Origin of the sequence: Alteromonas sp. NFXS44 (assembly GCF_040148705.1) — a bacterium.
Taxonomy (GTDB): domain Bacteria; phylum Pseudomonadota; class Gammaproteobacteria; order Enterobacterales; family Alteromonadaceae; genus Alteromonas.
The window spans coordinates 540,983-566,813 of sequence record NZ_JAGDEA010000005.1 but is presented as its reverse complement, the minus strand read 5'-3'; the positions used below and the strand labels follow the sequence as shown (position 1 = coordinate 566,813).

The 25,831-nt window shown below is 48.8% G+C and carries 24 protein-coding genes and 5 tRNA genes; 14 read left to right on the top strand and 15 right to left on the bottom strand.

The window, feature by feature from the left end; translation table 11 throughout:
- Positions 1-124: 124 nt before the first annotated feature.
- Both J3369_RS07790 and gltX read right to left on the bottom strand, forming a co-directional pair.
- Positions 125-200, bottom strand: a tRNA-Ala gene (locus J3369_RS07790).
- Positions 201-290: 90 nt separating this feature from the next.
- The gene (gene gltX / locus J3369_RS07785; RefSeq protein WP_349585549.1) at positions 291-1,700 is read right to left on the bottom strand and encodes a glutamate--tRNA ligase; all 1,410 of its coding nucleotides are present in this window, start codon (positions 1,698-1,700) and stop codon (positions 291-293) included.
- A gap of 300 nt (positions 1,701-2,000) precedes the next feature.
- On the opposite strand from gltX, the gene J3369_RS07780 reads away from it, so the two are divergent.
- The 5 genes from J3369_RS07780 (at position 2,001) to J3369_RS07760 (ending at position 4,557) form a co-directional block, all read left to right on the top strand.
- Positions 2,001-2,076 (top strand) — tRNA-Val (locus J3369_RS07780).
- 105 nt (positions 2,077-2,181) lie between these two features.
- A tRNA-Val gene (locus tag J3369_RS07775) sits at positions 2,182-2,257 on the top strand.
- 50 nt (positions 2,258-2,307) lie between these two features.
- Positions 2,308-2,383: transfer RNA gene (locus tag J3369_RS07770), tRNA-Val, on the top strand.
- Positions 2,384-2,412: 29 nt separating this feature from the next.
- A tRNA-Val gene (locus J3369_RS07765) sits at positions 2,413-2,488 on the top strand.
- 443 nt (positions 2,489-2,931) lie between these two features.
- On the top strand, positions 2,932-4,557 hold the full coding sequence (locus J3369_RS07760; protein ID WP_349585547.1) for a response regulator: 1,626 nt from the start codon (positions 2,932-2,934) through the stop codon (positions 4,555-4,557).
- Between the two features lie 23 nt (positions 4,558-4,580).
- Here J3369_RS07760 and J3369_RS07755 read toward each other — a convergent pair whose 3' ends face one another.
- Both J3369_RS07755 and moaA read right to left on the bottom strand, forming a co-directional pair.
- Positions 4,581-5,138, bottom strand: a complete 558-nt coding sequence (locus tag J3369_RS07755) for a GNAT family N-acetyltransferase (protein ID WP_349585545.1) — start codon at positions 5,136-5,138, stop codon at positions 4,581-4,583.
- Positions 5,139-5,161: 23 nt separating this feature from the next.
- A complete protein-coding gene (moaA, locus tag J3369_RS07750) occupies positions 5,162-6,130 on the bottom strand; it encodes a GTP 3',8-cyclase MoaA (RefSeq protein ID WP_349585543.1) in 969 nt (322 codons plus the stop codon).
- Between the two features lie 186 nt (positions 6,131-6,316).
- Between moaA and J3369_RS07745 the strand changes: the two genes are divergently transcribed.
- Together J3369_RS07745 and J3369_RS07740 are read left to right on the top strand one after the other, a co-directional pair.
- Entirely contained in the window at positions 6,317-8,104 is a 1,788-nt protein-coding gene (locus J3369_RS07745; protein ID WP_349585541.1) for an ABCB family ABC transporter ATP-binding protein/permease, read from the top strand.
- Complete coding sequence (locus tag J3369_RS07740) at positions 8,104-8,316, top strand: DUF3820 family protein (RefSeq protein ID WP_303574942.1); 213 nt, start codon at positions 8,104-8,106, stop codon at positions 8,314-8,316. Before J3369_RS07745 ends, J3369_RS07740 begins: the two co-directional genes overlap by 1 nt.
- A gap of 46 nt (positions 8,317-8,362) precedes the next feature.
- Here the strand turns inward: J3369_RS07740 and J3369_RS07735 are convergent, their stop codons facing one another.
- The gene (locus J3369_RS07735; RefSeq protein ID WP_349585539.1) at positions 8,363-10,000 is read right to left on the bottom strand and encodes a rhamnogalacturonidase; all 1,638 of its coding nucleotides are present in this window, start codon (positions 9,998-10,000) and stop codon (positions 8,363-8,365) included.
- A gap of 196 nt (positions 10,001-10,196) precedes the next feature.
- Positions 10,197-10,586: a DUF3224 domain-containing protein gene (locus tag J3369_RS07730; RefSeq protein ID WP_303574944.1), complete on the bottom strand. Its 390-nt coding sequence runs from the start codon at positions 10,584-10,586 to the stop codon at positions 10,197-10,199.
- Positions 10,587-10,611: 25 nt separating this feature from the next.
- Here J3369_RS07730 and J3369_RS07725 point away from each other — a divergent pair, with 25 nt between their 5' ends.
- The gene (locus J3369_RS07725) at positions 10,612-10,995 is read left to right on the top strand and encodes a hypothetical protein (RefSeq protein ID WP_349585537.1); all 384 of its coding nucleotides are present in this window, start codon (positions 10,612-10,614) and stop codon (positions 10,993-10,995) included.
- Between the two features lie 6 nt (positions 10,996-11,001).
- On the opposite strand, the gene J3369_RS07720 is transcribed toward J3369_RS07725, so the two are convergent.
- The 3 genes from J3369_RS07720 to J3369_RS07710 form a co-directional block, all read right to left on the bottom strand.
- Positions 11,002-12,348: a class II 3-deoxy-7-phosphoheptulonate synthase gene (locus tag J3369_RS07720; protein WP_303574946.1), complete on the bottom strand. Its 1,347-nt coding sequence runs from the start codon at positions 12,346-12,348 to the stop codon at positions 11,002-11,004.
- A gap of 356 nt (positions 12,349-12,704) precedes the next feature.
- On the bottom strand, positions 12,705-13,193 hold the full coding sequence (locus J3369_RS07715; RefSeq protein WP_349585535.1) for a low molecular weight protein-tyrosine-phosphatase: 489 nt from the start codon (positions 13,191-13,193) through the stop codon (positions 12,705-12,707).
- Between the two features lie 229 nt (positions 13,194-13,422).
- Positions 13,423-14,112, bottom strand: a complete 690-nt coding sequence (locus J3369_RS07710) for an SDR family NAD(P)-dependent oxidoreductase (RefSeq protein WP_349585533.1) — start codon at positions 14,110-14,112, stop codon at positions 13,423-13,425.
- Positions 14,113-14,301: 189 nt separating this feature from the next.
- Between J3369_RS07710 and gdhA the strand changes: the two genes are divergently transcribed.
- On the top strand, positions 14,302-15,642 hold the full coding sequence (gene gdhA, locus J3369_RS07705; RefSeq protein ID WP_349585531.1) for an NADP-specific glutamate dehydrogenase: 1,341 nt from the start codon (positions 14,302-14,304) through the stop codon (positions 15,640-15,642).
- A 74-nt stretch (positions 15,643-15,716) separates the two neighbouring features.
- Here the strand turns inward: gdhA and pobA are convergent, their stop codons facing one another.
- On the bottom strand, positions 15,717-16,895 hold the full coding sequence (gene pobA, locus J3369_RS07700) for a 4-hydroxybenzoate 3-monooxygenase (RefSeq protein ID WP_349585529.1): 1,179 nt from the start codon (positions 16,893-16,895) through the stop codon (positions 15,717-15,719).
- Positions 16,896-17,105: 210 nt separating this feature from the next.
- On the opposite strand from pobA, the gene J3369_RS07695 reads away from it, so the two are divergent.
- Positions 17,106-17,402, top strand: coding sequence for a hypothetical protein (locus J3369_RS07695; protein WP_303574951.1), 297 nt, complete (start codon positions 17,106-17,108; stop codon positions 17,400-17,402).
- A gap of 450 nt (positions 17,403-17,852) precedes the next feature.
- On the opposite strand, the gene cspE is transcribed toward J3369_RS07695, so the two are convergent.
- On the bottom strand, positions 17,853-18,065 hold the full coding sequence (gene cspE, locus J3369_RS07690; protein WP_303574952.1) for a transcription antiterminator/RNA stability regulator CspE: 213 nt from the start codon (positions 18,063-18,065) through the stop codon (positions 17,853-17,855).
- Between the two features lie 398 nt (positions 18,066-18,463).
- Here cspE and J3369_RS07685 point away from each other — a divergent pair, with 398 nt between their 5' ends.
- Positions 18,464-19,327, top strand: coding sequence for a transglutaminase family protein (locus J3369_RS07685; protein WP_303574953.1), 864 nt, complete (start codon positions 18,464-18,466; stop codon positions 19,325-19,327).
- Positions 19,328-19,457: 130 nt separating this feature from the next.
- Positions 19,458-20,174, top strand: coding sequence for a dipeptidase PepE (gene pepE, locus J3369_RS07680; RefSeq protein ID WP_349585526.1), 717 nt, complete (start codon positions 19,458-19,460; stop codon positions 20,172-20,174).
- Here pepE and bioD read toward each other — a convergent pair.
- The 4 genes from bioD to bioB are packed head-to-tail and all read right to left on the bottom strand — an operon-like array spanning position 20,151 to position 23,877.
- Positions 20,151-20,825, bottom strand: coding sequence for a dethiobiotin synthase (gene bioD / locus J3369_RS07675; protein ID WP_349585524.1), 675 nt, complete (start codon positions 20,823-20,825; stop codon positions 20,151-20,153). The two genes, pepE and bioD, sit on opposite strands and share 24 nt — an antisense overlap.
- 3 nt (positions 20,826-20,828) lie before the next feature.
- Positions 20,829-21,623 (bottom strand): methyltransferase domain-containing protein, encoded by a 795-nt coding sequence (locus J3369_RS07670; protein WP_349585522.1) that lies wholly within the window; start codon positions 21,621-21,623, stop codon positions 20,829-20,831.
- A complete protein-coding gene (locus J3369_RS07665; RefSeq protein ID WP_349585520.1) occupies positions 21,620-22,777 on the bottom strand; it encodes an aminotransferase class I/II-fold pyridoxal phosphate-dependent enzyme in 1,158 nt (385 codons plus the stop codon). Before J3369_RS07665 ends, J3369_RS07670 begins: the two co-directional genes overlap by 4 nt.
- Positions 22,777-23,877 carry a biotin synthase BioB gene (bioB, locus tag J3369_RS07660; protein ID WP_349585518.1) on the bottom strand — a complete coding sequence of 367 codons (1,101 nt, stop codon included), beginning with the start codon at positions 23,875-23,877 and terminating at the stop codon, positions 22,777-22,779. Before bioB ends, J3369_RS07665 begins: the two co-directional genes overlap by 1 nt.
- Before the next feature lie 38 nt (positions 23,878-23,915).
- Between bioB and bioA the strand changes: the two genes are divergently transcribed.
- Both bioA and J3369_RS07650 read left to right on the top strand, forming a co-directional pair.
- Positions 23,916-25,247, top strand: a complete 1,332-nt coding sequence (gene bioA / locus J3369_RS07655) for an adenosylmethionine--8-amino-7-oxononanoate transaminase (RefSeq protein WP_349585516.1) — start codon at positions 23,916-23,918, stop codon at positions 25,245-25,247.
- Positions 25,248-25,262: 15 nt separating this feature from the next.
- Positions 25,263-25,793, top strand: a complete 531-nt coding sequence (locus tag J3369_RS07650) for a DUF2937 family protein (RefSeq protein ID WP_349585514.1) — start codon at positions 25,263-25,265, stop codon at positions 25,791-25,793.
- The last annotated feature ends 38 nt before the right edge of the window (positions 25,794-25,831 follow it).

The window sequence follows — 25,831 nt, the reverse complement described above, 5'->3', positions numbered from 1 at the left end:
AAACAAGTTTCGCTAAATTTCTGCAAGGCGAGGTGAGCCGGCGAACCGGGCGACCTTTTTGAAAGCCTTACCTAAGAACTTACCGGAAAATACATTTCCGACTACTGTAAATTCTTTAAGAATTTGGTGGAGCCAGGCGGGATCGAACCGCCGACCTCCTGCATGCCATGCAGGCGCTCTCCCAGCTGAGCTATGGCCCCATACTTAGAATGGTCACTGTATTTCGTGTGACTGTTCCGTGACAGCGGGGCGCATTCTAGGCATACCCCACTGCCCTGTCAACGGTTTTTTTAGGAATTTTCCCTGTTTGCTATAAAAGTAAGCGCTTTGTTTATTCTCTCTTCAATTTTGCCTTTTGAGAGCAAATTCAACGTTACATCCAGCGACGGAGAGTTACCACTTCCGGTTGCTGCAACACGTAAAGGCATACCGACTTTACCCATTCCCACACCCAGAGATTCTGCCGCCGCATTAATAGCAGCACCGATATTTTCCGGATTCCATTCTTCAATAGCCAGCAGTTTCTCTTTAACAACCTCGAGAGGCTCTTTGGCAACAGGTCGCAGATGCTTTTTCGCAGCATTCGCATCGAAGTCTTCAAAGTCCACATAGAAGTAAGTACTGATTTCCGCCAGTTCTTTGAGCGTTTTAACACGATCAGCCTGGATGGCAATCACCGATTCCAATGCCGGTCCGGCAGCCAAATCGATATTCATCTCATCAAAATGCCATTTCAGACGTGAAGCAACCTCACTGGCCGGCAAAGTTTTCATGTAGTGTTGATTCAGCCATACCAATTTTTCAGTATTAAAAGCAGAAGCAGACTGACCAATGGCATCCAGATCGAAATACTCAATCATTTCTTTCAGTGAGAAGATTTCCTGATCCCCGTGAGACCAACCCAGACGAACCAGGTAGTTAAGTACCGCCTGCGGCAGATAACCATCATCGCGATACTGCATTACACTCACAGCACCATGACGCTTAGAAAGCTTCTTGCCATCATCACCAAGAATCATAGATACGTGAGCATATTCAGGTACCGGCGCACCCAGCGCTTCCAGGATATTAATCTGACGTGGCGTGTTATTAATGTGGTCTTCGCCACGCACTACGTGAGTAATACCCATATCCCAGTCATCCACTACAACACAGAAGTTATAAGTAGGCGAACCGTCAGAACGCTGAATGATCAGATCATCCAGCTCTTTATTACTGATTTCGATTTTGCCACGGATATGGTCGTTAATGACTACCGTGCCTTCCTGCGGGTTTTTGAAACGGATAACAAAAGGCTGACCTTCCGGATGGTCAGTACGGTCACGCCATGTACCGGGATAACGGGGCTTCTCGCCGTTTTCTTTTTGCTTTTCACGAATAGCGTCCAGTTCTTCTGAACTCATGAAGCACTTATAAGCTTTACCTTCATCCAACATTTGCTGGATCAGCGCTTTATAACGGTCAAATCGCTCAGTTTGGTAATAAGGACCTTTATCCCAGGTTAAACCCAACCATTGCATACCATCGAGAATAGCTTGCTTTGCATCATCAGTAGAACGCTCTAAATCTGTATCTTCTATACGAAGTACAAATTCCCCGCCCTTGCTTTTCGCATATAGCCAGGAATAAAGAGCGGTACGGGCACCACCTACGTGAAGATAGCCGGTAGGGCTGGGAGCAAATCGCGTTACGACAGACATGTAGTTTCTCTATCTTTAAATGGAAGTAAAAATTGCGTGCATTCTACCAGCCAATCCGGCGCGGCAAAAGCCAGCTATCGTGCCATTATTTAATATCAGCGGTTAACTGCGAAATAATGGACGGGATTTTCATTTAGTGCTTAAAATTCCGCCACCCACCGGACAGAGAAACATCAGCACACTGCTAATTGATCGGAATTCAATCAGGTAGTCATTTTTCCGTAATTTTGTTGTTGACACCATCGAATGCAACCCTATAATACCGCCCCACTTGTCCAGCACGGACAGGTAACAAACAGCGGACGCTTAGCTCAGTTGGGAGAGCATCGCCCTTACAAGGCGAGGGTCACTGGTTCAAGTCCAGTAGCGTCCACCATTTCTTTGGATTTGGTACGGCGAGGGTCACTGGCTCAACAACTTCGTTGCGAGTCACAGTAGTCGTCCACCACTTATTTATAGTGACGCTGTTTGAAAAGAAAGAGGACGCTTAGCTCAGTTGGGAGAGCATCGCCCTTACAAGGCGAGGGTCACTGGTTCAAGTCCAGTAGCGTCCACCACTTTCTCACTATCACTGTGAGCAGTTTCTTTCTTTTAGCAACAAATTACCGGACGCTTAGCTCAGTTGGGAGAGCATCGCCCTTACAAGGCGAGGGTCACTGGTTCAAGTCCAGTAGCGTCCACCAATTCTTCCATTTGTTGCAGCAAAAAATTCGGACGCTTAGCTCAGTTGGGAGAGCATCGCCCTTACAAGGCGAGGGTCACTGGTTCAAGTCCAGTAGCGTCCACCACCTCCTTCCCGAATTCCTTATTTCATTGCTAAGTACCCCGTAGCTGGTCCGTTCACTGGTTCAACAACTTCGTTGCGAGTCACAGCAGACGTCCACCAATTCCTTCCCGAATTCCTTATTTCATTGCTAAGTACCCCGTAGCTGGTCCGTTCACTGGTTCAACAACTTCGTTGCGAGTCACAGCAGACGTCCACCAATTCCTTTTTAGATTCCTTATTTCATTTATATATCAAGTAACTTGTTCGTTCACTGGCTCAACAACTTCGTTGCGAGACACAGTAGACGTCCACCACTTCCCTGTTAACTTTCCCATTCTCTTTGTATTTCAAACCGTGCTAAGGTGCTGATTAACTATTGCAGTTGATTTTCCTAATAGTTTTGCAGGATGCTGCCGATACAAAAACAGCACAATGTATTGCTATGGACAGGTAGTAACACGCACGATGAATATCAAGCTTGCCCGCGCTATTCGTGTTCTGATTGTAGATGATCAGATCCTGGCGAAGGGATATTTGAAATACACAATGGAAGAACTCGGGTTCCAGCAAATCAGTTATATTGATAAAGCTGACGAAGCCCTGCGCCTGATAAAAGAAGAAACCTTTGAACTTGTGGTGTGCGCGTATGATCTGCGGGAAGAAAAGGAAGGTTATTTTCTCTACGAACAACTCAAAGCCCACAAGATCCTGCCCCTGACCACTGCGTTCGTTTTTATTTCTTCAGACACTACTGCTGAGATCGTTCATTCAATCGTTGAGCTGCAACCGGACGAATTTCTTGCCAAACCGTTCTCGGTAAAAGAGCTGGATAAACGCCTGAGTCGCGTACTGATTCGCAAACAAGCGCTCAAAGATGTTTATGTGTTAATGGACAAGGGGGATTTCGAAGGCGCACTTGACGAACTTGAGCGCTTTCTGACAGAGCCTAAAAACGCTGAATTTTTCCCGCTGGCCCTGCGAACAAAGGGTGAATTACTGCTTTTATGTGAACACTTTGAAGAAGCCGCTGATTTTTATCAGGCCATCATCAATGTGCAGGATTTTACCTGGGCAAAACTGGGACTGGTACGTTGCTACCTGCAACTGGATAAAGATGATGAAGCGGAAAAGCTTATCCTCAGGCTGGCATTTCAGCCGGACGCCATGCTCAGCGCCTACGATTTACTGGCGGCGCTGCAGATAAAGCAACAGGAGTTCGATGATGCACTTGAGTCTGTCACTCTGGCATCCTCAATTTCTCCCCGTAATGTGCACCGGCATAAACAGGCTGTGGATTTATCTAAGATCACCCATGATTTCCCTGCGCAATTTGACGCAGCAAGACGGGTGGTAAAATACGCTAAAAATTCTATTCACGATAAACCAGAAAATTACCTCAACGTGGCCCGCGCGGGCATCGATTTTGCCATGACCGCCGATGCAGCAGAGACAGGAAAACTGGTCAGGCAAACGCAGGACTTTATCCGCCAGATGAAAGAAGCGTTCCCGAAAGCGGAGGTCGACAGTGAACTCAAGGTCATTGATGCCAGGCTGTATTATCTTGAAGATGAAACCGATAAAGCCCGTTTGCTGCTGACTCAGTTACAAAATGCCGATATGAGCCATGAAAATACTGAAGCCCTGATGGACAGAGCAAAAGCTTTTCATGAGGTTGGCTTGCAGGAGCATGCGTTAGCGATTCTGGATGAAGTTGAGCGCCGTTGTGTTACCGATGAAAGTCAAAGTGCGCTGTTTATGCATTACCTGAAGCAACAACAGCAGGAGAAGCGGGAGATTGCAGAAAGCCCGAAAGCGCTGAATAACACGGCTGTAAACTATTTCCGCGAAGGGGATGTGGCCAATGCGCTTATTGCCTTCCGCCAGGCATTTACGGTTATGCCAAAGAACCCGGCCATAGCGCTGAATCTGCTGCAAACCACCGCGTCTGAGCTCAGGGATAACCCTGCCAGGCAAACAGAAGATAATAAAAAATTAATTTTCAACTGCATGAAAACGCTGGAGTCGGCCACTCTGACAGATGAACAGGAACGCCGCTATCACCGGGTGAAAAGTAGTCTCAGCGGCCTTTAATCACCTGATCAGTTGACGGTTTCTCAGCACACCGGTTTTGCTGGTAACAGTGTCTGCCGGTAAACCACGACTTCATCATTAAACACTGCATCAGAATAGAGATAACGGTGCGAAAACGTCATACCCAGTTTTTCCATTACGTTTACTGATGCCTTGTTATCCGGCAGTGCAATGGCTGAAAACTGGTTTGTCCCGTTAACATATAACGCCTGTTTGACCTGTGCTGCGGCCTCGGTGGCAATCCCCTTTCCCCAGGTTTTGCGGTGAAAGCGCCAGCCCAGCTCCAGATTATTATCATCCCTTTCACCGGTGAAAAATCCGAAAGGCCGCACCAGAATCCAACCCAGATCTTCCTGTGGTGACTCCAGAGCACTCACCCGCCAAAGCCCCCACCCTTTCGGTTCATCAGAAAACGCCCGGATCCGGGGAATAAACTGTTCCCGAATCGTCTCCATAGATGTTTTTTTACCGCCATTGATGTACTTCATCACGGCTTCACCCTGATCCACCGACCACAAAAACTCTGCGTCATCGGCGGTGACAAAATGAAAGGACAATCTTTTTGTATGAGGAATGTGCATGATTTACTACCCGCGGCCGGTAATCAGCCGCCCAACATCGCAAGATGTGACGTTGCTCCGGTATTACCATCCTGCAGATAATGCGTCGCGTGCTTCTGAGTCAGCAACTGCTGCAAGTGTGCCATTAAAGCCTGCACATCACCCTGCTGCAGATAAGGGCGGATATCAATGCCGTGCTCACTGAACAGACAAAGATGCAATTTACCGTTTGCGGCGACCCTCAGACGATTACAACTGGCGCAGAAATCTTTGCTGTAAGGCATGATGAGCCCAATGCGGCCTGCGTAATCCGGATGATGAAACTCCTGCGCCGGACCGGCATCTTTGCTGCGCAACACCGGCATCCAGCCTTCATTAAGCAGCTGTTGCTTCAGCGGCCCGCCGGATAAGTGTTGTTGTGCAAAGAATTCAGGATGATCACCGGTTTCCATCAACTCAATGAAACGTAACGTAATCGGCGTGTCTTTCAACCAGTCTTTAAACTGCTGAAGTTGTTTACCGGCAAAATGTTTAAGATAAACAGAATTCACTTTCACAGTCATGCCGGAATCAATGGCAGCACTGACACCATCCAGCACCTGAGTTAATTTATTCTGTCCGGTAATGTCGGCAAACTGGCGGGGGTCAAGACTGTCAATGCTCACATTCACCTGATCAAGACCGGCATCACGCCATTTTTGTGCATCTCTGGCCAGGCGTCCGCCGTGGGTGGTGGTCGCCACTTTATTAATCCCGTCAGTGTTCTTACACAATGCAATCACGTCGGTAAAATCCCGCCTCAGGCTGGGCTCACCACCGGTAATCCTGATTTTAGATGTGCCAAGACCGGCAAAGGCCTGTACCAGCGTGTCAATCTCGGGCAGCGTAAGAAAAGTGTCGTCAGAAGGCCCGTGGTATCCGTCAGGCAGGCAATACTGGCACTTAAAATTGCATGCTTCTGTGATGGATAAACGCAGATAATGAAACCGGCGACCAAAGTTGTCCTGTAACAAAAAGACACTCCCGCTTAGCATTGGCCCTGTAAAGACAGGAAAATGAAAGAAACAATTCAGATTAGCACTTTACCACGAAAGAACTATGTCGTCATGAACACAAAAAATGCGTTTAACGTGAAACTTTGAGCGCGCAACGCTTTGCGGTACTCTTATTTACATACAGTCGTACACCACATTTTCACGATGAGACCATCCCGATTTAATGTTTCACCGGACACACCGGTGCGCTGGCACGTGCTGGATCAGCTCTGGCCTTATTTACTTGAGTTTAAAAGCCGCGTTGCCACCGCACTGGTCTGCCTGATCATGGCAAAGCTTGCAGCAATCGGTCTGCCCTATGTACTTAAATACACAGTCGATTCACTGAACACAAAAGATGCGGCCACCGGTCTGGTTGCCGTGCCTCTGGCATTAATTGTTGCATACGGTACGTTGAAATTGCTTAACGTGATCATCGGTGAAGTCAGAGACACGCTGTTCGGACGGGTCACTGAAAGGGCCATGCGACGTATGGGGCTACGGGTTTTTAATCACTTGCATGACCTTGATTTATCTTTCCATCTGAACCGTCAGACCGGTGGTTTGTCGCGGGATATTGAGCGCGGTACCAGCGGCATCAGCTTTCTGATGCGGTTTATGGTATTCAACATCGGCCCTACTCTGCTGGAAATTCTGATTGTGACCGGCCTGCTCTTTTTTCAGTACGGCCTTTCTTTTGCCACTATTATCCTTGCCTCCGTCATTGCATATGTAGCTTATTCCATGAAGGCAACAAACTGGCGCACGCGCTTTGTTCATGCCATGAATCAGGCTGATTCATCAACCCATTCCAGGGCGGTAGACAGCTTACTGAACTTTGAGACAGTGAAGTACTTCAGCAATGAGGCATATGAAGCTAACCGTTACGACAATAACCTTGCAGACTGGGAACAGGCCAGACGTAAAAACCGGTTATCGTTATTTGCTTTGAATGGCGGTCAGGCGTTCATCATCGCAGTGGCAATGACGGCCATGCTGGCAAACGCCGCTTACGGCGTCGCACGGGGTGACATGACCATCGGTGATTTTGTATTAATAAACGCATTTACCATGCAAATATTTATGCCCCTGAACTTTTTAGGGTTCGTTTACCGGGAGATCCGTGGTTCCATGGCAAACATAGACAATATGTTCGCCCTCCTGGATACCCGTTCTTCAGTGCAAGATGAAGACAATGCACCTCCACTGAACATCACCCGTGGAGAAATCTGTTTTGAGAATGTCAGTTTTTCTTACCGCGATGACAGGCCTATCCTCAAAAATATCAGTTTTACCATCAAGCCAGGTGAAAAGGTGGCCATTGTGGGTGCCAGCGGCGCCGGTAAATCGACGCTTGTCAAATTGCTTTTCCGCTTTTACGACACTAGATCGGGGCGCATATTGATTGACGGACAAGACATCCGGAAAGTGTCGCAGCAATCATTGAGAGAAAGGCTGGGCATTGTCCCCCAGGACACCGTGTTGTTTAACGATACGTTGCTGGAAAATATCCGCTACGGTAACCCGGATGCCAGTGAGGCGGATATCGAACAAGCGATTCGTACCGCCCATCTGGACAGTTTTATTGCTCAATTGCCTGAGAAGGGCGAAACCCGTGTGGGTGAGCGGGGATTAAAACTCTCTGGCGGAGAGAAGCAACGGGTAGCCATCGCCCGTGCAGTGCTGAAAAATCCGCCGGTGCTACTTTTCGATGAAGCTACTTCCTCTCTGGACAGCGGTGCTGAGCGTGCCATCATGGAGGCCCTGTCGGAGCTTGCATCAGGACACACCACGATTATGATTGCACACCGGTTATCAACCATCACAGATGCAGGTAACATTCTTGTACTAAAACAGGGTGAACTGGCAGAACAGGGTACCCATCAGGAATTGCTGATGCAGCAAGGCGAATACGCCCGCCTGTGGACACTACAACAAAAACAGGAAGACTAATGGATCCGGCGATCTTAAAAACCGCAGTTAACGTACAAATGCCCTTCGGCAAATATGCCGGCAGAAAACTGTTCCATCTGCCGGAACCTTATCTGGTGTGGTTTCACAAACAAGGCTTCCCGCAGGGAAAGCTTGGCGAACAGCTGGCTCTGATGTACGAGATCAAATTAAACGGGCTGGAAGCTGTCGCAGAGCCCTTACTTGAGGACTGACAGCAAAGCCGGAGTCACGGAGTCTGTCTTTCAGAACCTGCTGAATTCAGAAACCGCTGAAGTCGGTTGCTTTGTCTGCTGAAAGCGTCTCAGGCTTCTGCCCGTGGGAAGATAATCTGATATCACGACTATCAATTACAGTGATCTGGTCTTTCTGCGCGCCCCCCGGCAACGCCATATTCCGCACTGTGATGTCGTTGACACTATCGAAGACGAGCACAGAACGGGTATCAGGCGCTTCAAGCTGCAGATTGATATTTTCAAGCTTTATGTCCTTTGCGTACCGCATGTACAAACCGGAAGCAGGTAATAACCCGAACATTGCAGGTTCAGGATAGGCTGCACGACGCTCCGGCACATCAAAAGGCGAATGTCGCGGTTCCTCTTCTTTCAGGGCAAAAAAGGCGCTGACGTGATCAGGTTTCTGAGTGAGCACATCTTCCTGCGTCAGTCCGCCGCCGGCGATCAGATACATATCTTTCAGGGTTACCTGAGACACCGGCGATTCCGGTAACCCATGGATGATCACCGGAAAACGCCCGTCAGAATGACTTACCGTTACATCTTTGATCAGCACACGACGAATACCACCCGCATGCGCGTTTTCCGGCCCGCGCATGCGTGCACCGTTATAAATAAAAATGGGAGAATTACTCACCCGGTTCATCACCAGACCGGATACAACGACATCTTCAATAAAGCCGCCGTCTACGGTTTCCAGCGCCAGACCGCGACTGTGATCAAACACCACATTATTAATGGTAATACGTTTGAAACCACCGTTAGACTCGGTGCCCAGCTTTATCCTGCCCGTTGCCCCGTCACCATCCGGTACAGCGCCCTCCATTGGCTGATAAGTGCCATCAAGCATGGTACCCATGGCGTAACCACTGACAATACTGTTGCTGATGGTCACATTTTCGGTAACGATGGCTTTGCCCATCACATAGGAACTTTTCAACACGATAGCATCGTCATTGGGGCTGTTAACCACCACGTTGCTTATCCGCACGTTTTTACACACGTCTATATCAATGCCATCGCGGTTGGTATCGATGCGCAGATTATCGATGGTCAGGTTGTTAATGGCGGTGGCGAGGATCCCGAAGTGCCCGCCGCGATAAATACTGAAATCCCGGAATGTAATGTTCCGGCCGCCCTTTATCGCAATGGTTTTGTTACCCGGATTGACTGAAGGTGCCGGCCCCAGTGGCGGGTATAAGCCTTTCCACAGCCCCTTACCGTCGATCAGACCGCTGCCGGAAATGGTGACATCGTGAATATTTTCGCCCCAGAGCAGGCTGTTTCTGAAATGACTGTGACCAAAATCCTGGTACTTATATTTTTCACCCCAGATATTGGGCTCAGGTTTCAGATATCCTTCGCTCTCATCCTGCGGTGTTGCAGCCAGCAGCGTTGCGCCATTCGCGAGGTGCATATCAACCTGACTTTTCAGCTCAACACTGAAGCTCGCGTAAGTGCCGGGCGGAAAATACACCGTTCCCCCACCATCCCTGCTGGCAGCGATGATGGCACCATTAATCGCATCTGTGTCCCTGCTTATACCGTCGCCAACAGCCCCGAAGTCCCTGACGTTGTAGTACCCCTGCATGTCCTGAGCCTGCGCGTTCTGGATGAAACCGGTTACCCAAAGTAAAGACAACTGAAAGAATACTCTTCGCATGTAACACTTCCGCCGGTAAATTTAAAAGCCACCATAAAAAATCATGCTAATGACAGAGCAAACTTATCGTCAATTAAAACTGCTGATGCAGCCTGTTACAACGGCTTAAGTAATCAGAAACTTCCATATCTGAATATGTGGGGAGTACCTGCACTTTTGTAAATGATTGCAGAGCGGCAGTCCCGAACGGGAATATTTACAACGAATAGTCGAATACGTAACTATGCTCCCCACCCTCCCGAATGATTTTCATATCACCAGAAAGGCCAGATAACGCTTCTGTGCCGGAGTCCGGCACCACTTTTAAAATAAGGGAGTCTTTGCCCTTATCCATCACGCCGAAATGTTGCAAAGCAAATGAGCCTGACTTCCCATTCAGGGTTCCGGACACAATTTCTATTGCCACATATCCAGCAGAGCCGGGAACAGCTGTCATCAGGGATAACATTTCGCCCTTGCTTGTGGCACTGAGGGCACCGTGAAATGTTTTTTCTATGGTCATACGACCGGGATTCATCCCGTCTTTAGCTGTCATGAAGCCTTCAACCGGCTGTAACGACACATCAAATTTGCCCTGCACTTCCATTGTACTTTCTCCGGAATGAGTTAGAATGACACTGTATAACCATACAGCAACCTTAAGAAGTAGCAAGATGTATTCAAGGTCGAGAAGACAACGGGATGCAGATATCGACAACTGTATACTGCAAATTCACCGGGCAATTGCTGACAAGGTAATAAGCAATCCGGTGCTGATCGCGCAGGCAGGAGAAACGCTGGAAGCCCGTTATCAGCAAAAGCTCCTGCGTTACGGCAGTTATCTTTTATGGCACAGCATGCTGGAATTAAAACATGACGCGGAAGCATTCAAAGCACAGTTACTCAGCGATGAGCCACGCTGGAATGCGTTACGAAGAAACACCATTTTTACTGGTGTGTTAACAGAGCAGGAAAGAGAAGAAGCGCTGGCGACTTTTGCCGCCAGCGGGAAATAGACAGGCCTACGCGCCTTTACGTAAATGGTCTGCTACCAGAAACGCCATTTCCAGTACCTGATCGGCGTTCAAACGCGGATCACACTGGGTTTTGTATGCCTGTTTCAGATCTTCATCTGAAATTTCATAAGCACCACCGGTACATTCGGTAACATGCTGACCTGTCATTTCCAGGTGCACACCACCGGCATGAGTGCCTTCAGCTTCGTGGGCTGCGAAGAACTGACGAATTTCGCTTAAAATCGCATCGAAGTTACGGGTTTTATAACCGCTTGATGCCGAGAACGTATTACCGTGCATCGGATCCGAACTCCATACCACGTTACGGCCTTCAGCTTTAACACGACGCAGTAGGCGCGGCAGGTTCGCTTCCAGCTTATCTGCGCCCATACGGGTAATGAAAGTGAGACGACCCGGGTCATTGTCCGGGTTCAGCACGTCAATCAGTCTGATAAGCTCATCCTCATCCATCGTCGGACCAACTTTCACACCGATGGGGTTGTGAATACCACGGAAAAACTCAACGTGGGCATGATCAAGCTGGCGGGTACGCTCACCAATCCACACCATGTGGGCAGAACAGTTGTACGGCTTACCGGTTAACGTGTCGATACGGGTGAGAGACTGTTCGTAGTTAAGTAACAGTGCTTCATGAGATGTAAACAGGCTGGTTTCATGCAATGAAGGCGTGTTCAGCGCATTCAGACCAATCACCTTCATAAATTCCAGAGAATCCTGAATACGGCTGGCAATGTCAGAATAACGGTCTTTCAGCGGGTTATTCTCTAAAAACGCCATATTCCAGCGGTTAACTTCGTTTAAGTCAGCCAGACCGCCCTGAGCAAATGCGCGCAGCAGGTTTAGCGTAGCCGCACTGCGATGATAAGCATCCAGCAGACGGTTCGGATCCGGGCGACGGGCTTCTTCGGTAAACTCAAAGCTGTTGATGATATCGCCACGGTAGCTGGGCAATGTCACACCATTAATCGTTTCGTAGTCAGAAGAGCGCGGTTTGGCGTACTGACCGGCCATGCGGGCAACTTTAGTGACAGGACAACGGCCGGCAAAAGTCATCACGATTGCCATTTGAAGCAAGACTTTAAACGTGTCACGGATCTTAGGCGCATTAAACTCGTCAAAAGACTCGGCACAGTCACCGCCCTGCAGTAAAAAACCTTTTCCCTGACACACTTCACCAAGCTGACGGCGCAGCTCACGTGTCTCAGCAGCAAAAACCAGTGGTGGATATTTGCTTAATGTTTGCTCTACAAAAGCGACTTGTTCCTGATTATCGTATTCAGGTTGCTGCAGGATCGGTTTTGATCTCCAGCTGTCAGGTTGCCAGTTACTCACGCTTTCTCCTCATTGTTGGCAGCGATGGCACAGAAAAATTGATGTCCCCGGACGATACAACCGGTGCCGCTTCAACGGCATCAGTTCATGCATGTATCTGTTGGTGTAGTCTGATTTGTGTAACGGGTTCAGCAGAAAGGTTGCGAAGTGCAATGATGAACCTGAATGTACTTTATCGCGTATCCTGCGGCCAGTAAGGCTGACAGCTACGTCTTTATATGAAACACCTGGCGGGAGTCTACCACAATTCAACCGGTGCCGGAGGTTTCATCGCAGAAATTTGGTGAGTTTTTTGCGATGGCTTATAACAGAGATGACGACGCAGATTTTTAGCGGGCGATACAGCCCGCAATGACCTAGCCGGCCGGCTTTTGTTGCTTCAGATGACGGATGAAACCATCCGATGCCTGCTCGATTAAATCCAGCACCAGTTCAAAGCCCTGCTTCCCGCCGTAATACGGATCCGGCACTTCTTTTTCATCGCCCGGAGCAAAGTCGAGAAAATAATGAATACGGTGCTGTTCTTCCTCAGGACTCACCTTCATCAGATTCTCATAGTTACTGGTGTCCATGGCCATGATGTAATCAAAATCAGTAAAATCTTTATCTTCTACACGGCGACATTTGATGCCTTTAAATGAATAGCCACGCTGCACACCCACTGATACCGAACGGCCATCCGGCTGCTTTCCGATGTGATATCCGTGGGTACCGGCCGAATCAATTTTGAGGTCTAAACCCGCCGCTTTCGCTTTATGACGGAAAACGGCCTCAGCCGTGGGTGAACGGCAAATATTGCCCAGACACACAAAAAGCACTGATGTTTTCTTTTTCGACTTGAACATGTCAATTTTCTTATTTTCTGCGGTATATCTGTGAAGCGACCAGTTATGTCCGGCGCCCGGTTCAGACCCGCTGTACTACCCTAAGGAAAATCCTTTCCACAATTTCGCCGTATAGACTGCCATAATTTGGCTTTTTCATAAACGAATTCTTGACGGAGTTGGTGAAAGCGGAGATTAAAGCAGGCCGCACATACGACCTGCTTCCGGAATAAAGCCGGACAACAAATACTTACCAGCCAATAGATTTTTTATCTCTGAAAAACTGTCCGGAAGGACCGTCTTCACCAAGTTGTCCCAGCCAGACAGCGGTTTCAGCCCCCTGCTGCGGTGTTCGCGGTGCATCACGTCCTCCCATGCGGGTGTGTACCCAGCCCGGACACATGGCATTAATTTTTATATTTTTCTCGCCGGCCACCTGCGCCGCAAGGTGTTTTGTCAGTGCATTCAGCCCAGCTTTACTGACGGCATAGGCCAGCGGTCCTTCCATCCCTTCTGAAAAAGCGCCCCACCCCGATGAGACATTGACGATGCGACCATACCCCCTTTCACGCATGCCGGGCAGAATTTGCTGAATCAATGTCAGCGGACCGTTTACGTGGACCTGCATAGCCTCTTTCAGTGAATCAGAAGACACGTCCTGCCAGTCTTCTTCATGGAGGACACCGGCGTTATTTACCAGCACATCCACACCGCCATAAATGGCCTGAGCACGCATAATATTTTCTTTGGCTGCAGCTTCATTGGACAGGTTAATTTCTATTATCTGAATGTCTTTGCCGACAATGTCCTTCTTAATCTCTTCGCCGGCTTCTTCATCCCGGCAGCCAAGCAACACCTTTAAGCCCGCCTGCGCATAGCCACGAACGATTTCCAGGCCAATACCGCGGTTACCGCCGGTTACCAGTACAGTTGAGGTCATAATGTCTCCTGTCATCCAGTGAATAAAGTCAATTGTATTGTTGGGTACGCGCCACCAGCGCCAAGGTTCAACCATGGTGCATGCATGCCCGTTCAGGACAGCCGTAAACCTCAGATGACAAGGAATTAATGATCAACATCAGTGCCGTACAGGTAAGCAATACACATATTTATTGAAACGGAATGCATTATGAGTCAACTATCAAATCGTGACAGTGTGCTTAAATGGCTGACAGAATTGTACGGCGATCAAAAGGAATACCTGCAGGCCGTTGAGGAGATTGTAGATCATGTCATGCCAGTCTCAAACGCGTCAGAAGCTTATAAGCGCTACGACGTGGTCAGAAGGCTCTGCGTGCCCGAGCGTATTATTCACTTCAATGTTCAGTGGATGAACGATGATGGCGGGGTCGAAATACACCGCGGATGGCGCGTACAACACAACGGCCTGATTGGTCCGTATAAAGGCGGCCTGCGCTTTCACCCCACCGTCAACGAGTCTGTTTTAAAATTTCTCGCCTTTGAACAATCCTTCAAAAATGCATTAACCGGCCTGCCCATGGGCGGCGCGAAGGGTGGCTCGGATTTCAATCCGAAAGGCAGAAGCGACACTGAAATCATGCGCTTTTGCCAGGCGTTCATGGCTGAATTGCAGCGTCATATCGGCCCGCAGACCGACGTGCCAGCCGGCGATATTAACGTCAGCAGCCGGGAAATCGGGTTCATGTACGGCCAGTACCGCCGTATCCACAATCAATTTGGCGGCACACTGACAGGAAAGGACATTTCATTCGGCGGCAGCCATGTGCGCACAGAAGCCACCGGGTTCGGTTTGATTTACATGTTGCAGGAGGTATTGGCTGCAAATGACGATACCCTCGAAGGCAAACGCACCGGTATCAGCGGCGCGGGCAATGTGGCGCTGCACGCAGCGCTGAAAGCCTGTGAATCCGGCGCTGTGGTGACAAGCCTGTCGAACAGCCGTGGTTGCCTGATAAAAAAGGACGGTTTGTCAAAGCACGACATTCAGTTTGCAATTGAGCAGAAGCACAACTACGACAACATCCTCTTAGCCATCAGGGAGAAGAGTGGCGGAGAATGGCACGAAGGCAAAAAGCCATGGCATCAGACCGCAGATATCTGCCTGCCCTGCGCGACGCAAAATGAGCTGGATGAAGATGACGCTGATGTGCTTTGCGGGAACGGCGTAAAGTACGTGCTGGAAGGTGCAAATATGCCGTGCACTGCTAACGCACAGAAAGTGTTTGCTGAACAACGTATACCTTTCGTACCGGGCAAGGCTTCTAACGCCGGCGGCGTGGCATTGTCTGGCCTGGAAATGATGCAGAACGCCAGTTTTCGCAGAAGCAGTTATGACACACTGGATAACGAACTGAAAAAAATCATGAAGCACATTTATGAGCAATGTGTGGAAGAAGGCCGTGAAGACAGTTTTACTGATTATGCTAAGGGCGCGAATATCGCCGCATTCAGACGCCTGGCAGATGCGATGGTTGCCCAGGGCCTGTAGTCCGTCAACAAGAGAAAAAATCCCGGCAGATGTCGCCGGGATTTCATATCGTCTGGTGCTGTTGTAAAGCACTGTTAAAGTGGCAGACCTATGTAATTTTCAGCAATAGTGGTCTGCGCTGCTTTTGAGCCGGCAATGTATTCCAGTTCCGCCACCTGCATTTTGCGGTCAAACTCTCCGCCTTCAGGGAAGCGGTGCATCAGCGTGGTGAGATACCATGAAAAACGTGACGACTTCCATACGCGGTTCAGCGCTTTTTCAGAGTACAGGTTAATGCCATCAGATTGCTTTTCTTTGAAGTAACTGATTATTGCTGCCGACAAGTAGGTGATATCCGAAGATGCCAGATTGAGCCCTTTCGCGCCGGTGGGCGGCACGATATGCGCAGAATCTCCCGCCAGGAACAGGCTGCCGTGACGCATGCTGCCAAAGATAAATGAACGCAGTGGCGCAATGGATTTTTCGATTGAAGGTCCGGTCACCAGCTTTGAGGAGATCTCAGGACCCAGACGAACAGCCAGTTCATCCCAGAACCGTTCATCAGACCAGTCTTCCACCTTTTCATCCAACCCTACCTGAATGTAATAGCGGCTGCGGGTAAGCGACCGCATTGAAGATAAGGCAAAACCGCGGTCGTGATTACTGTAAGCCACTTCGTGTGTGGCAGGCGGCACATCTGCCAGCACACCCAGCCAGCCGAATGGATAGACCTTTTCCACGTAGTTCGTGTTGCTTCCCGGCATGGCTTTACGGGAAGGCCCGTGGAAGCCGTCACAACCGGCGATAAAACGACAATCGATACGATGAGGTTCGCCGTTTTTTGTATAGGTTACGCAGGGTGCTTCAGTTTCAAAATTATGCAGAGCAACATCATCTGCATCGTATACCCGCATTACACCGCGACTGTCTGATGCGTCCATGAGATCTTTGGTAATTTCAGTCTGGCCGTAAACAACCACCTGGCTGCCGGTCAAACCCTTCACATCAATTTCAATGACCCTTTCGCCATCGGCGAGAATAACGCCGTCGTGAGGTAAACCTTCAGCTTTCAGTCTGCTATCCAAACCGAGCTTTTCCATTACCTGTAAGGTGCACTGTTCAAGCACACCGGCGCGGATACGGCTTAACACATAATCCGGTGATTTACGTTCTACGATGATACAGTTGATGCCTGCCTGAGTGAGCAGGTGGCCCAGCATCAGTCCCGACGGGCCTGCACCGATAATAGCGACATCAGTTTTGGTGGTATTCATTTTCTTCTTCCGGCAGAGGGCTAAATTGTTAACCTATCGTGAATGAATTTAACACCTGCGTTTAGTCACTATTCCCGCAATCAACTGTACTTTTTCGTCAAATTAACATTTGACATACCGTTGAACAGCGTAAAGAAATCGAAAAGGGAAGAACACAAAGACCATTCCGGTAGTCAGTTAAGAATACCTTGAGCCCAACCGGAACATACTATGGTAAAGAAACAATCGATTAAGCGCTGTGTCATTTTTGTAGCAGGATTCACTGCACTTGCCGCCTGTGCAGCGGAACGGGAAGAACGGCCTTCAATCCCTCAGGAAGCATTTGACGCCTGTGCATCTTCATCAGAGGGTGACAGTTGCTCCATGAGCGGCCGGAATGGTGAGACTATGTCAGGCCAGTGTATGGCACCGCCATCCGGACCAGACGAAGACACTTCATCAGAAGAACTGGCCTGCCGGCCTGATAATATGGGTGAGCCTCCGGGCCGGAGACCGCCTCAGGGGTAATTCTGAACGGCATTACCGGTTAAACTTAATTCAAAGCTAACTGATTTTTTTGTACCGGTAAGCCAGCAATAAATGTAATTACTGTCAGATAAGTTAAGGGATTAAATTTTATCGGCACCATAGAACAAGCAAAATTAAACTCGCCATGACCATTTTACCGCCAAACAATTTTTAGAAAGAAAGCAACCAGATAACAAATCTTTTTGCTTCCGGCGAACTCTTCAGATTCACGTATTGTTTTGAGTTACTATCTTTAAAGGCAACATTATTTTTGTTAACAGATATATCAGAAATAGGAGGCAGCACATTAATACTGCAGGCATTAAAATCAAAGTTCATAATTATTCTTATATTATTTAGAGATTTACAAAGTGAAAGAGGCTGTTTATAGAGGAAGGGAATTAAATGGGAAAATAGGCCAGCAAGAGCTGACCTTAAACAGGATTAGGTTTATAGAGCAACTACGTTAGTTGCTTGAGGGCCTTTCTGACCTTGTTCAATAGTAAACTGAACCTGCTGTCCTTCAACTAAAGACTTAAAGCCTTCTGTTGCAATTGAGCGGAAATGTACAAAGACATCTTTTCCACCTTCAGTTGGTGTCAAAAAACCAAAACCTTTGTCATCATTGAACCACTTTACTGTACCGTTTACAGAATTAGACATTTCATATTTCTCTTTTTAATTAATTTATTTTGGTGGATTCCACCAGCAAGTGCGATAAAATAGTAAAACATTAACGAATAGGGCAAATGTAAATACTAGTTCGACTTCGTGAGAAAAAGAAGAAAGAGAGAAGCAAGAGCGGTATAAGGTAAGGAGTTATTTTTTAAAGCGTGATGAGAATACGCCAATTACTTTTTCAAGTAAAGCATTTTAATAATTAATTTTTTATTTCTTAAAAATTCAAGCTCTTTCCAATGATTGTCATGCGTATCTAACAATAGTCCTGTTGAAGTGGATGTAATACTATTCAGTAAAATCGTACTTTATTTTAAAAAAAGATAATGTAATAACAACGCATGTCGAAAAGATGTATTCTGATACTACGGTACGTATAACTGATGCAATCCATGAAGCGCTTCAGAGTGAACCACCAAACTACTTACAACTTTATTCACGAAGTAGAATTAAGTGCTCATACCCTCCGGTTACGGCCAAGAGAAGGCCACGATCAGCACATCGAGTCGTCTGTTTTAAATATTACTCCTGCCACGACGTTGAAGTGGTATCGGGATACAGAGAATAATTCTGTGGCAATTGCCAGATTCTCAGGAAGTACACGCCAACTCTCTATAGTGAGCGATTCAGTTGTTCAAAAGTTCGATTTATCGCCCCAGGATTTTTTACTTGAGAATTATGCAGTTAATTATCCTTTTTATTATGAGCCGGAAGATCGCATATCTCTATCACCTTACCTGCAAGATAGCAAACTTATAGACTGTTCTGTCCTGACCAGGTGGGTTGCAAAAGTGCGGGCACCGGTGCAACCTGTTCAAACCTTCGAACTGCTTCTTTTATTGAATCAGCATATTTACACAACTATCAGTTATGAAAAAAGAGATGAGGAAGGGGTACAAAGTTCACTGACTACAGTCACGAAAAGTAAGGGCTCATGCCGTGATCTGGCTAATTTATTTATCGATACAGCTCGTAATCTGGGGTTTGCTGCCCGCTTCGTAAGCGGCTATGTGTATACTAAGGACTCACCTGTTCTGCCCGGTACCACCCATGCGTGGGCTGAAGTATTCATTCCGGGCGCCGGATGGAAAGGTTTTGATCCGACTCATGGTAGCCTTGCCGGTGCAAATCATATAGCGGTGGCTGTCAGCAGGTTACCTGAACTTGTGCCTCCCATTTCAGGAGCCTTCAGAGGCCAGGCTGATGCCAGCTTAAAAGTAGAAGTGTGGGTCACCGAAATTAGTTAGCGTTTTAACACCACTATCCCTGACACTCCCCGTCTCCTTTCCAAAATGTTTTTTGTACACCACACTAAACACAGGGTTCGTGTTCGCGTATCATCTTTTAAAATCAAAAAATTCAATTTCCGGAGTGACCATGCCTGCTCATGTGCTGATGCTCAGCAGTTCCCGTGTGGGAAACGAAGACTACCTTGCCCACGCCAAACCCATGATCCTTTCTCATTTGGGTGACAAACGGGACGTGCTGTTTATTCCTTACGCCGGTGTGACAGTATCTTTTGACGAGTACACAGCAAAAGTACAGGCAGCTTTACCTGAATGCCGTGTTACCGGGTTACATACATTTGAGCATCCTGCACAAGCAGTAACAGAAGCCATTCAGGCAGGCAAAGCAATATTAACCGGCGGTGGTAACACCTTTAATCTACTGGCAAATTTATATAAAAACTCTCTTATTGCGCCCATTTGTCTGGCCGTAGATGCGGGGGTTCCTTATATCGGATGGAGTGCCGGTTCAAATATTTGCGGTGCCACCATCAGAACCACCAATGACATGCCTATTATCGAGCCGCCGTCGTTTGACGCGCTGGCGCTGCTTCCCTGTCAATTGAATCCGCACTATTCCGATTATCACCCGCCGGGTTTTAACGGGGAAACCCGCGATCAACGTCTTGCTGAATTCACGACTCTGAATCCGGATACACCGGTACTGGCAATACGTGAGGGCACTGCGCTTGAGCTATCCAGAGGCAAACTGACATTTAAAGGGGAATATGGCGGTTTTGTATTCTCAGGAAAACAAAAAACCGCCATTAAAGACGGGGATGACTTAAGCCAGTTTCTGCGCCGTTGATACCAGGTCTGCTACCGTATTCTCATCTGCGCCGAAAGGAATTTCGGCCAGCATGGGAGCAGGCAACACAGCTTTAAGTGTCGCCAGATTTTCATCGTATACCGGCATGTCAGCAGACAACTGATTCGCCACCCAGCCTTTAATATTCAGGCCGTCATTTAAAATGGCTTCACAGGTGAGTACGGCATGATTCAGACACCCCAGCCGCATGCCCACTACCACTATGACATCCAGCTTAAGCGCCTGAACGATTTGCGGCATCCATAGGCCATTGCCTAACGGTAACCGCCAGCCACCGGCTCCTTCCATGAGCATAAAGTCAGGGTGTTTGTCTGCCAGATGTTCGTACCCTTTGATCAGATCTTCTTTTTCAATTTTCAAACCCGCCTGCTCTGCAGCAATATGCGGTGCGACAGGCGGTTCAAGGGTCACGGGGTTCACTTCCTGAAGTGATACGGGTAATGAGGACGCCGCATGTAAAGCTCTTGCATCTTCGTTACTGAGCGTGCCGTCAATGACTTCACATCCGGCAGAGACTGGCTTGTACCCAACAGAAGAAAGTCCTGATTGCGCCGCAGCCTTTAAAAATAAAGACGACACAAAGGTTTTACCCACTTCTGTGTCGGTACCGGTAACAAAATAAGCGAACATAAATTAGCGTTCCAGCGATATCTGTAATACGTGATAAGTGAGGGACAGCGTGCCGTTCGGGGCTTTACAGAAAGCCTTTTCTAACGCTTTCAGTGAATGCCGGGTGAAAGAATACTGAGCGTGTCCGCTGTCTGATAAGCCTGCACCGGCTTTAGTGATTGAATACAGCAGACTGCGTATTCCGTCAAAGTGCTCTGTGTATGTTTCAACCGTACTTTTCACGACATGAAAGCCAGCCTGACAGGCGGCTTTTTCCCACACCAGAGACTGAGGTAAAGTGTTCACGGATTCAGGCAACCCCGCCACTGAACGGGCCAGAATAAGCTCGTGAAAAGAACCGGCAACCATAATGGCTAACTGCGCCCTGCCCCCGGGTTTAAGCACTCTGGCAATTTCCGGCATCGCCGTGGCTGGATCATCACTCCACTGCAACGCCATTGAGGAAAATACCGCATCAAATTGCTGTGCAGAAAAAGGCAGTGCATCCGCATCACCTTCTTTGAATGTCAGAGACGGATAATCCCGCTGCGCCTTTTGGAGCATATCTGCGGCAATATCGAGACCGGTAACTTGTGCACCGTTTTTCGCCAGCAATATGGTTTCCCGCCCTGTGGCGCAGCCGATATCAAGCACCCGGCTGCCCGGTTCAACGTGCAACAAACTGCGGGCATCGGCAGCGATACGGGCCTGAACTCCTGCCACCTGATTATATGAGTCAGCGGCACGGTCAAAGCGGGCAGCAATCGCCTGTTTGCGGGATACGGTTGTTTCAGCGGTTTTTGAAGCGGGTTGATTCACACCGCCTCCATAGCCAGCATTAGTGCATCCACCAGCACGCTGATATCCCGGGCACTGTGTTGAGCAGTAATGGTGATCCGCAATCTGTCAGCACCTTTCGGCACTGTCGGATAACGTATTGCCGGTACCCATATCCCACGTTGTTTCAGGGCTTCAGACAATGCCAGTGCCTTATGAGGATCGCCGCACATCACAGGCTGAATGGCACTGACAGATTCAGTTAACTGAAGGTCCTGCGCCAGAGCAAGAGAACGAAACGTCGCAATATTCTCATGTAACGTTTTACGCTCATCACCCGTTGATATGGCCGTAAGCGAATACAAGGTAGCAATAGCCTGAGAGGCCGGCAGCGCGGTGGAGTAAATATAATGCCTGGCGTGATTGACCAGATAATCAATAAAGGCCTGACTGCCGGCAACGAAGGCACCGGCTGTACCCACCGCCTTGCCGAATGTGCCCATCAGTACCGGCAAATCCTGCTGCGTAAGCTGATAGTGCTCCGCCACTCCAAAACCATTTTCGCCCAGTACGCCAAATCCATGGGCGTCATCCAGCATCAGCCACGCGCCGCTGTCACGACTTTGTGACACAAGTCCTCCAACCGGTGCGCTGTCTCCGTCCATGCTGAAAATACTTTCACTGGCGATAAGGGTATCGCCGGATAAACCGGATAGTAGTGCTTCGCAGTGCGCTAAATCGTTATGACGGAAACGCTTGAATTCAGCTTTGCTGGCAAGCACGCCGTCAATGAATGAAGCATGCATGTATTTGTCGGCCAGTACGTTGCCACCATTGTGAAACAGTGCCTGACAGATGGCCTGATTTGCTGCAAAGCCGGAATTAAACAGCAGTACCGCTTCACGCTGAAGATGCTCTTCAAGACAGGCTTCAAGGGCCGCATGGGCCTGGGTGTAGCCCGTCACTAACGGAGACGCGCCGCTGCCACCACCAAACTGAGCTAAGCCTTCTACCCAGCTTTGCAGCACACCCGGATGCTGACGCATGCCCAGATAATCGTTACTGGCAAAGTTCAGATAGTGCTCGCCGGCTACACAAATAATGCCGTCCTTTTCATATTCCACACAATGCCGGCGACGCAAGTAACCGGCAACCTGCTTTTTCTGAAGCTCAGCATTGATAAAATCAAATGCCATCAGGCCTCCGCAGGCGCGGTTTTACGGGGCGCGGTGGCATCGTAAAACAAGTCAGCCGGGGCTGATTGCGCGGCAATTTCTTCCTGCAATGCCTGCTCATGAGCTTCATCAGAGAACTCGCGGGTACGCTCAGCGTTAATGCCCAGCTTGCGGAATAACAACACGTCTTCGTGGGTATCCGGGTTAGAGGTTGTCAGCAGCTTGCAACCGTAAAAAATAGAGTTGGCACCAGCCATAAAACACAGCGCCTGCATCTGTTCATTCATGTTTTCACGGCCGGCGGATAAACGCACGTGTGAGGCAGGCATCATGATGCGGGCGACAGCAATGGTACGGATAAATTCGAATGGTTCGAGATCGTCCACTTTATCCAGCGGCGTACCTTCTACTTTCACCAGCATATTAATGGGAACGCTTTGCGGCTGTTCCGGCAGATTAGCCAGTTGCATCAGCAGGCTTGCACGGTCTTCTGCAGATTCACCCATGCCCACAATACCGCCGGAACATACGTTCATGCCGGCATCACGCACATTCTGCAAGGTATTAAGACGGTCGTCGTAGGTACGGGTTGTAATGATGTCACCGTAAAACTCAGGGGAAGTATCCAGATTGTGGTTGTAGTAATCCAGACCGGCCTGCTTCAGTGCCACTGCCTGCTCGCGGGTAAGCATACCCAACGTCATACAGGTCTCCAGACCAAGCTTTTTCACTTCAGACACCATTTGGGTGACATATGGCATATCGCGGTCACGGGGGTTACGCCATGCAGCTCCCATACAGAAACGGGTAGAGCCGGTGGCTTTCGCTTCTTTAGCGCGCTGAATCACTTTTTCAATTTCCAGTAAGCGCTCTTTTTCTAATCCGGTATCATAGCGGGCACTTTGCGGGCAATATTTACAGTCTTCCGGACACGCGCCGGTTTTAATTGATAATAACGTGCTCACCTGCACTTCGTTCGGATCGAAATACTGACGGTGAACCGTTTGGGCTTTGAACAGTAAGTCATTAAATGGCAATGCGAAAAGTGCCTTAACTTCGGCTTTGGTCCAGTCGTGGCGAATGTCTGCCTGTTGTTGTGGTGCGTTGGACGCGATGGTCATGCCCTATCCTTTACTAATGAGAAATGCTGGCTTAGTCTATGCCTGGTTACAGAGTTGTCAACTCTGACCATTTTCAAACCTTTACCAATGGTTATATTTTGAGCAATATTGAGTTTGATCGCCAGCATATCTGGCACCCTTATACGTCTGCTGTCTCTCCCCTGCCCTGCTTTGAGGTGACCGGAGCTGACGGCGCAGAAATTACACTGGCCTCAGGTAAAAACCTGGTTGATGGTATGTCGAGCTGGTGGGCAGCCATTCATGGCTACAATCATCCTGTTTTAAACGACGCAGCCAAACAGCAAATCGACAAGTTTTCCCACGTCATGTTTGGCGGTCTGACCCATGACCCGGCGGTAACACTTTGCCGCACGCTGCTTGATATGGCACCGGACGGCATGAACCGGGTGTTTCTGGCCGACTCCGGCTCGGTATCTGTTGAAGTGGCACTGAAAATGGCATTGCAGTACTGGGCCTGTCAGGGCCGTCAGGAAAAGCACCGGATTATCGCGCCCCGCAACGGTTATCACGGCGATACCTTCGCCGCCATGTCGGTATGCGATCCGGTCAACGGGATGCACAGTTTATTTTCCGGTGTAATCAGTAAACAGGTGTTTGCGCCCGCCCCGCAAACACGGTTTGATCAGACCTTCAGTGAAGATGACATTTTGCCCCTTCAGGAACTATTTGAACGCCATCATCATGAATTAGCCGCTCTGATCATTGAGCCGGTGGTTCAGGGCGCCGGCGGCATGCGGATTTATCATCCGGAGTACCTGAAACGCTGCCGTCAATTGTGTGATGCATACGATGTGCTGCTTATCTGTGATGAGATAGCCACGGGGTTTGGCCGCACCGGAAAATTGTTCGGCTGCGACCATGCACATATCAGCCCGGATATTATGTGTGTAGGAAAAGCGCTCACCGGAGGCTATCTGACCCTCGCTGCAACACTGTGTTCAGAGGATGTGGCACAAGGTGTGTGCCAGGGAGAACCCGGCGTATTCATGCACGGCCCGACATACATGGGTAACCCGCTTGCCTGTGCTGTAGCGAATGCCAGTCTGTCACTTATCAATGAAGGACACTGGCAAAAACAGGTAGCCGGCATCGAATCACAACTGAAAGCCAGCCTGCCAAAGTGCAAAGCGCTTCCGGGTGTGGCTGACGTGCGGGTGCTGGGTGCAATCGGTGTGGTTGAAATGAAACAACCGGTCAATGTGGCCATACTGCAGAAGCATTTCGTCGAAAAAGGGATCTGGATCCGGCCTTTCGGTAAACTGGTTTATATCATGCCACCGTACATAATTACTGAAAGCCAACTTGAAAGACTGACAACGGGCATTTATGACACCTTAGCCAGTCTGTAAAACAAAGGATGAACAATGCAGTTGATGGCCCGGGTAATTGATAAAATTCTGTTCGCAGGACTCTTCATCGCTGCATTGCAGGTTCCCATTCTGGCGGATCATTACCGCCAGTATCTCTCAGGCTACTACGATGCCACCAGAGAACAGGTCATAGAGCTGGAAAATCTTGCCAGACAATTCAATTTCAGTTCTGTAGATGCATTATTAGAAAGCCTGCGAAATAACGCCGATGGCGTGGTGCAGCAGGACGCTGAAAATAAAGCCGCGCTGCAGGCAAAACTGGAAGAAGCAGACAATGGCTTAAAAACCCTCTCCACCGGCAACTACTTTGAGCAGGCCCGCTATATGTTTGCCCCCGCAAGGAAAGATACCTTATTCAGAGTGCTGGATAATTTTGCGCCGTCCATCCCCCTGACGCCAGCGGCCATTGTATTCAGTCTGATTATTGCCATTGCATTGAACATTCTTGTAGTCTCGCCGCTTTGGGCTGGTCGCCGGGTTTATCACTGGCGTCAGGCGAGAAAGGCGCGGGTCCGGTTTAGTTAAGATAAGCATCAGGGACCCCGTGAAAAGTTAAGCCGTTA

What these genes read in the sequence shown, in the direction of transcription:
- gltX (WP_349585549.1), bottom strand. Translation starts at nt 1,700, where the DNA reads ATGTCTGTCGTAACGCGATTTGCTCCCAGCCCTACCGGCTATCTTCAC.
- J3369_RS07760 (WP_349585547.1), top strand. Translation starts at nt 2,932, where the DNA reads ATGAATATCAAGCTTGCCCGCGCTATTCGTGTTCTGATTGTAGATGAT.
- J3369_RS07755 (WP_349585545.1), bottom strand. Translation starts at nt 5,138, where the DNA reads ATGCACATTCCTCATACAAAAAGATTGTCCTTTCATTTTGTCACCGCC.
- J3369_RS07745 (WP_349585541.1), top strand. Translation starts at nt 6,317, where the DNA reads ATGAGACCATCCCGATTTAATGTTTCACCGGACACACCGGTGCGCTGG.
- J3369_RS07740 (WP_303574942.1), top strand. Translation starts at nt 8,104, where the DNA reads ATGGATCCGGCGATCTTAAAAACCGCAGTTAACGTACAAATGCCCTTC.
- J3369_RS07735 (WP_349585539.1), bottom strand. Translation starts at nt 10,000, where the DNA reads ATGCGAAGAGTATTCTTTCAGTTGTCTTTACTTTGGGTAACCGGTTTC.
- J3369_RS07730 (WP_303574944.1), bottom strand. Translation starts at nt 10,586, where the DNA reads ATGGAAGTGCAGGGCAAATTTGATGTGTCGTTACAGCCGGTTGAAGGC.
- J3369_RS07725 (WP_349585537.1), top strand. Translation starts at nt 10,612, where the DNA reads ATGACACTGTATAACCATACAGCAACCTTAAGAAGTAGCAAGATGTAT.
- J3369_RS07715 (WP_349585535.1), bottom strand. Translation starts at nt 13,193, where the DNA reads ATGTTCAAGTCGAAAAAGAAAACATCAGTGCTTTTTGTGTGTCTGGGC.
- J3369_RS07710 (WP_349585533.1), bottom strand. Translation starts at nt 14,112, where the DNA reads ATGACCTCAACTGTACTGGTAACCGGCGGTAACCGCGGTATTGGCCTG.
- gdhA (WP_349585531.1), top strand. Translation starts at nt 14,302, where the DNA reads ATGAGTCAACTATCAAATCGTGACAGTGTGCTTAAATGGCTGACAGAA.
- pobA (WP_349585529.1), bottom strand. Translation starts at nt 16,895, where the DNA reads ATGAATACCACCAAAACTGATGTCGCTATTATCGGTGCAGGCCCGTCG.
- J3369_RS07695 (WP_303574951.1), top strand. Translation starts at nt 17,106, where the DNA reads ATGGTAAAGAAACAATCGATTAAGCGCTGTGTCATTTTTGTAGCAGGA.
- cspE (WP_303574952.1), bottom strand. Translation starts at nt 18,065, where the DNA reads ATGTCTAATTCTGTAAACGGTACAGTAAAGTGGTTCAATGATGACAAA.
- J3369_RS07685 (WP_303574953.1), top strand. Translation starts at nt 18,464, where the DNA reads ATGCAATCCATGAAGCGCTTCAGAGTGAACCACCAAACTACTTACAAC.
- pepE (WP_349585526.1), top strand. Translation starts at nt 19,458, where the DNA reads ATGCCTGCTCATGTGCTGATGCTCAGCAGTTCCCGTGTGGGAAACGAA.
- bioD (WP_349585524.1), bottom strand. Translation starts at nt 20,825, where the DNA reads ATGTTCGCTTATTTTGTTACCGGTACCGACACAGAAGTGGGTAAAACC.
- J3369_RS07665 (WP_349585520.1), bottom strand. Translation starts at nt 22,777, where the DNA reads ATGGCATTTGATTTTATCAATGCTGAGCTTCAGAAAAAGCAGGTTGCC.
- bioB (WP_349585518.1), bottom strand. Translation starts at nt 23,877, where the DNA reads ATGACCATCGCGTCCAACGCACCACAACAACAGGCAGACATTCGCCAC.
- bioA (WP_349585516.1), top strand. Translation starts at nt 23,916, where the DNA reads ATGCCTGGTTACAGAGTTGTCAACTCTGACCATTTTCAAACCTTTACC.
- J3369_RS07650 (WP_349585514.1), top strand. Translation starts at nt 25,263, where the DNA reads ATGCAGTTGATGGCCCGGGTAATTGATAAAATTCTGTTCGCAGGACTC.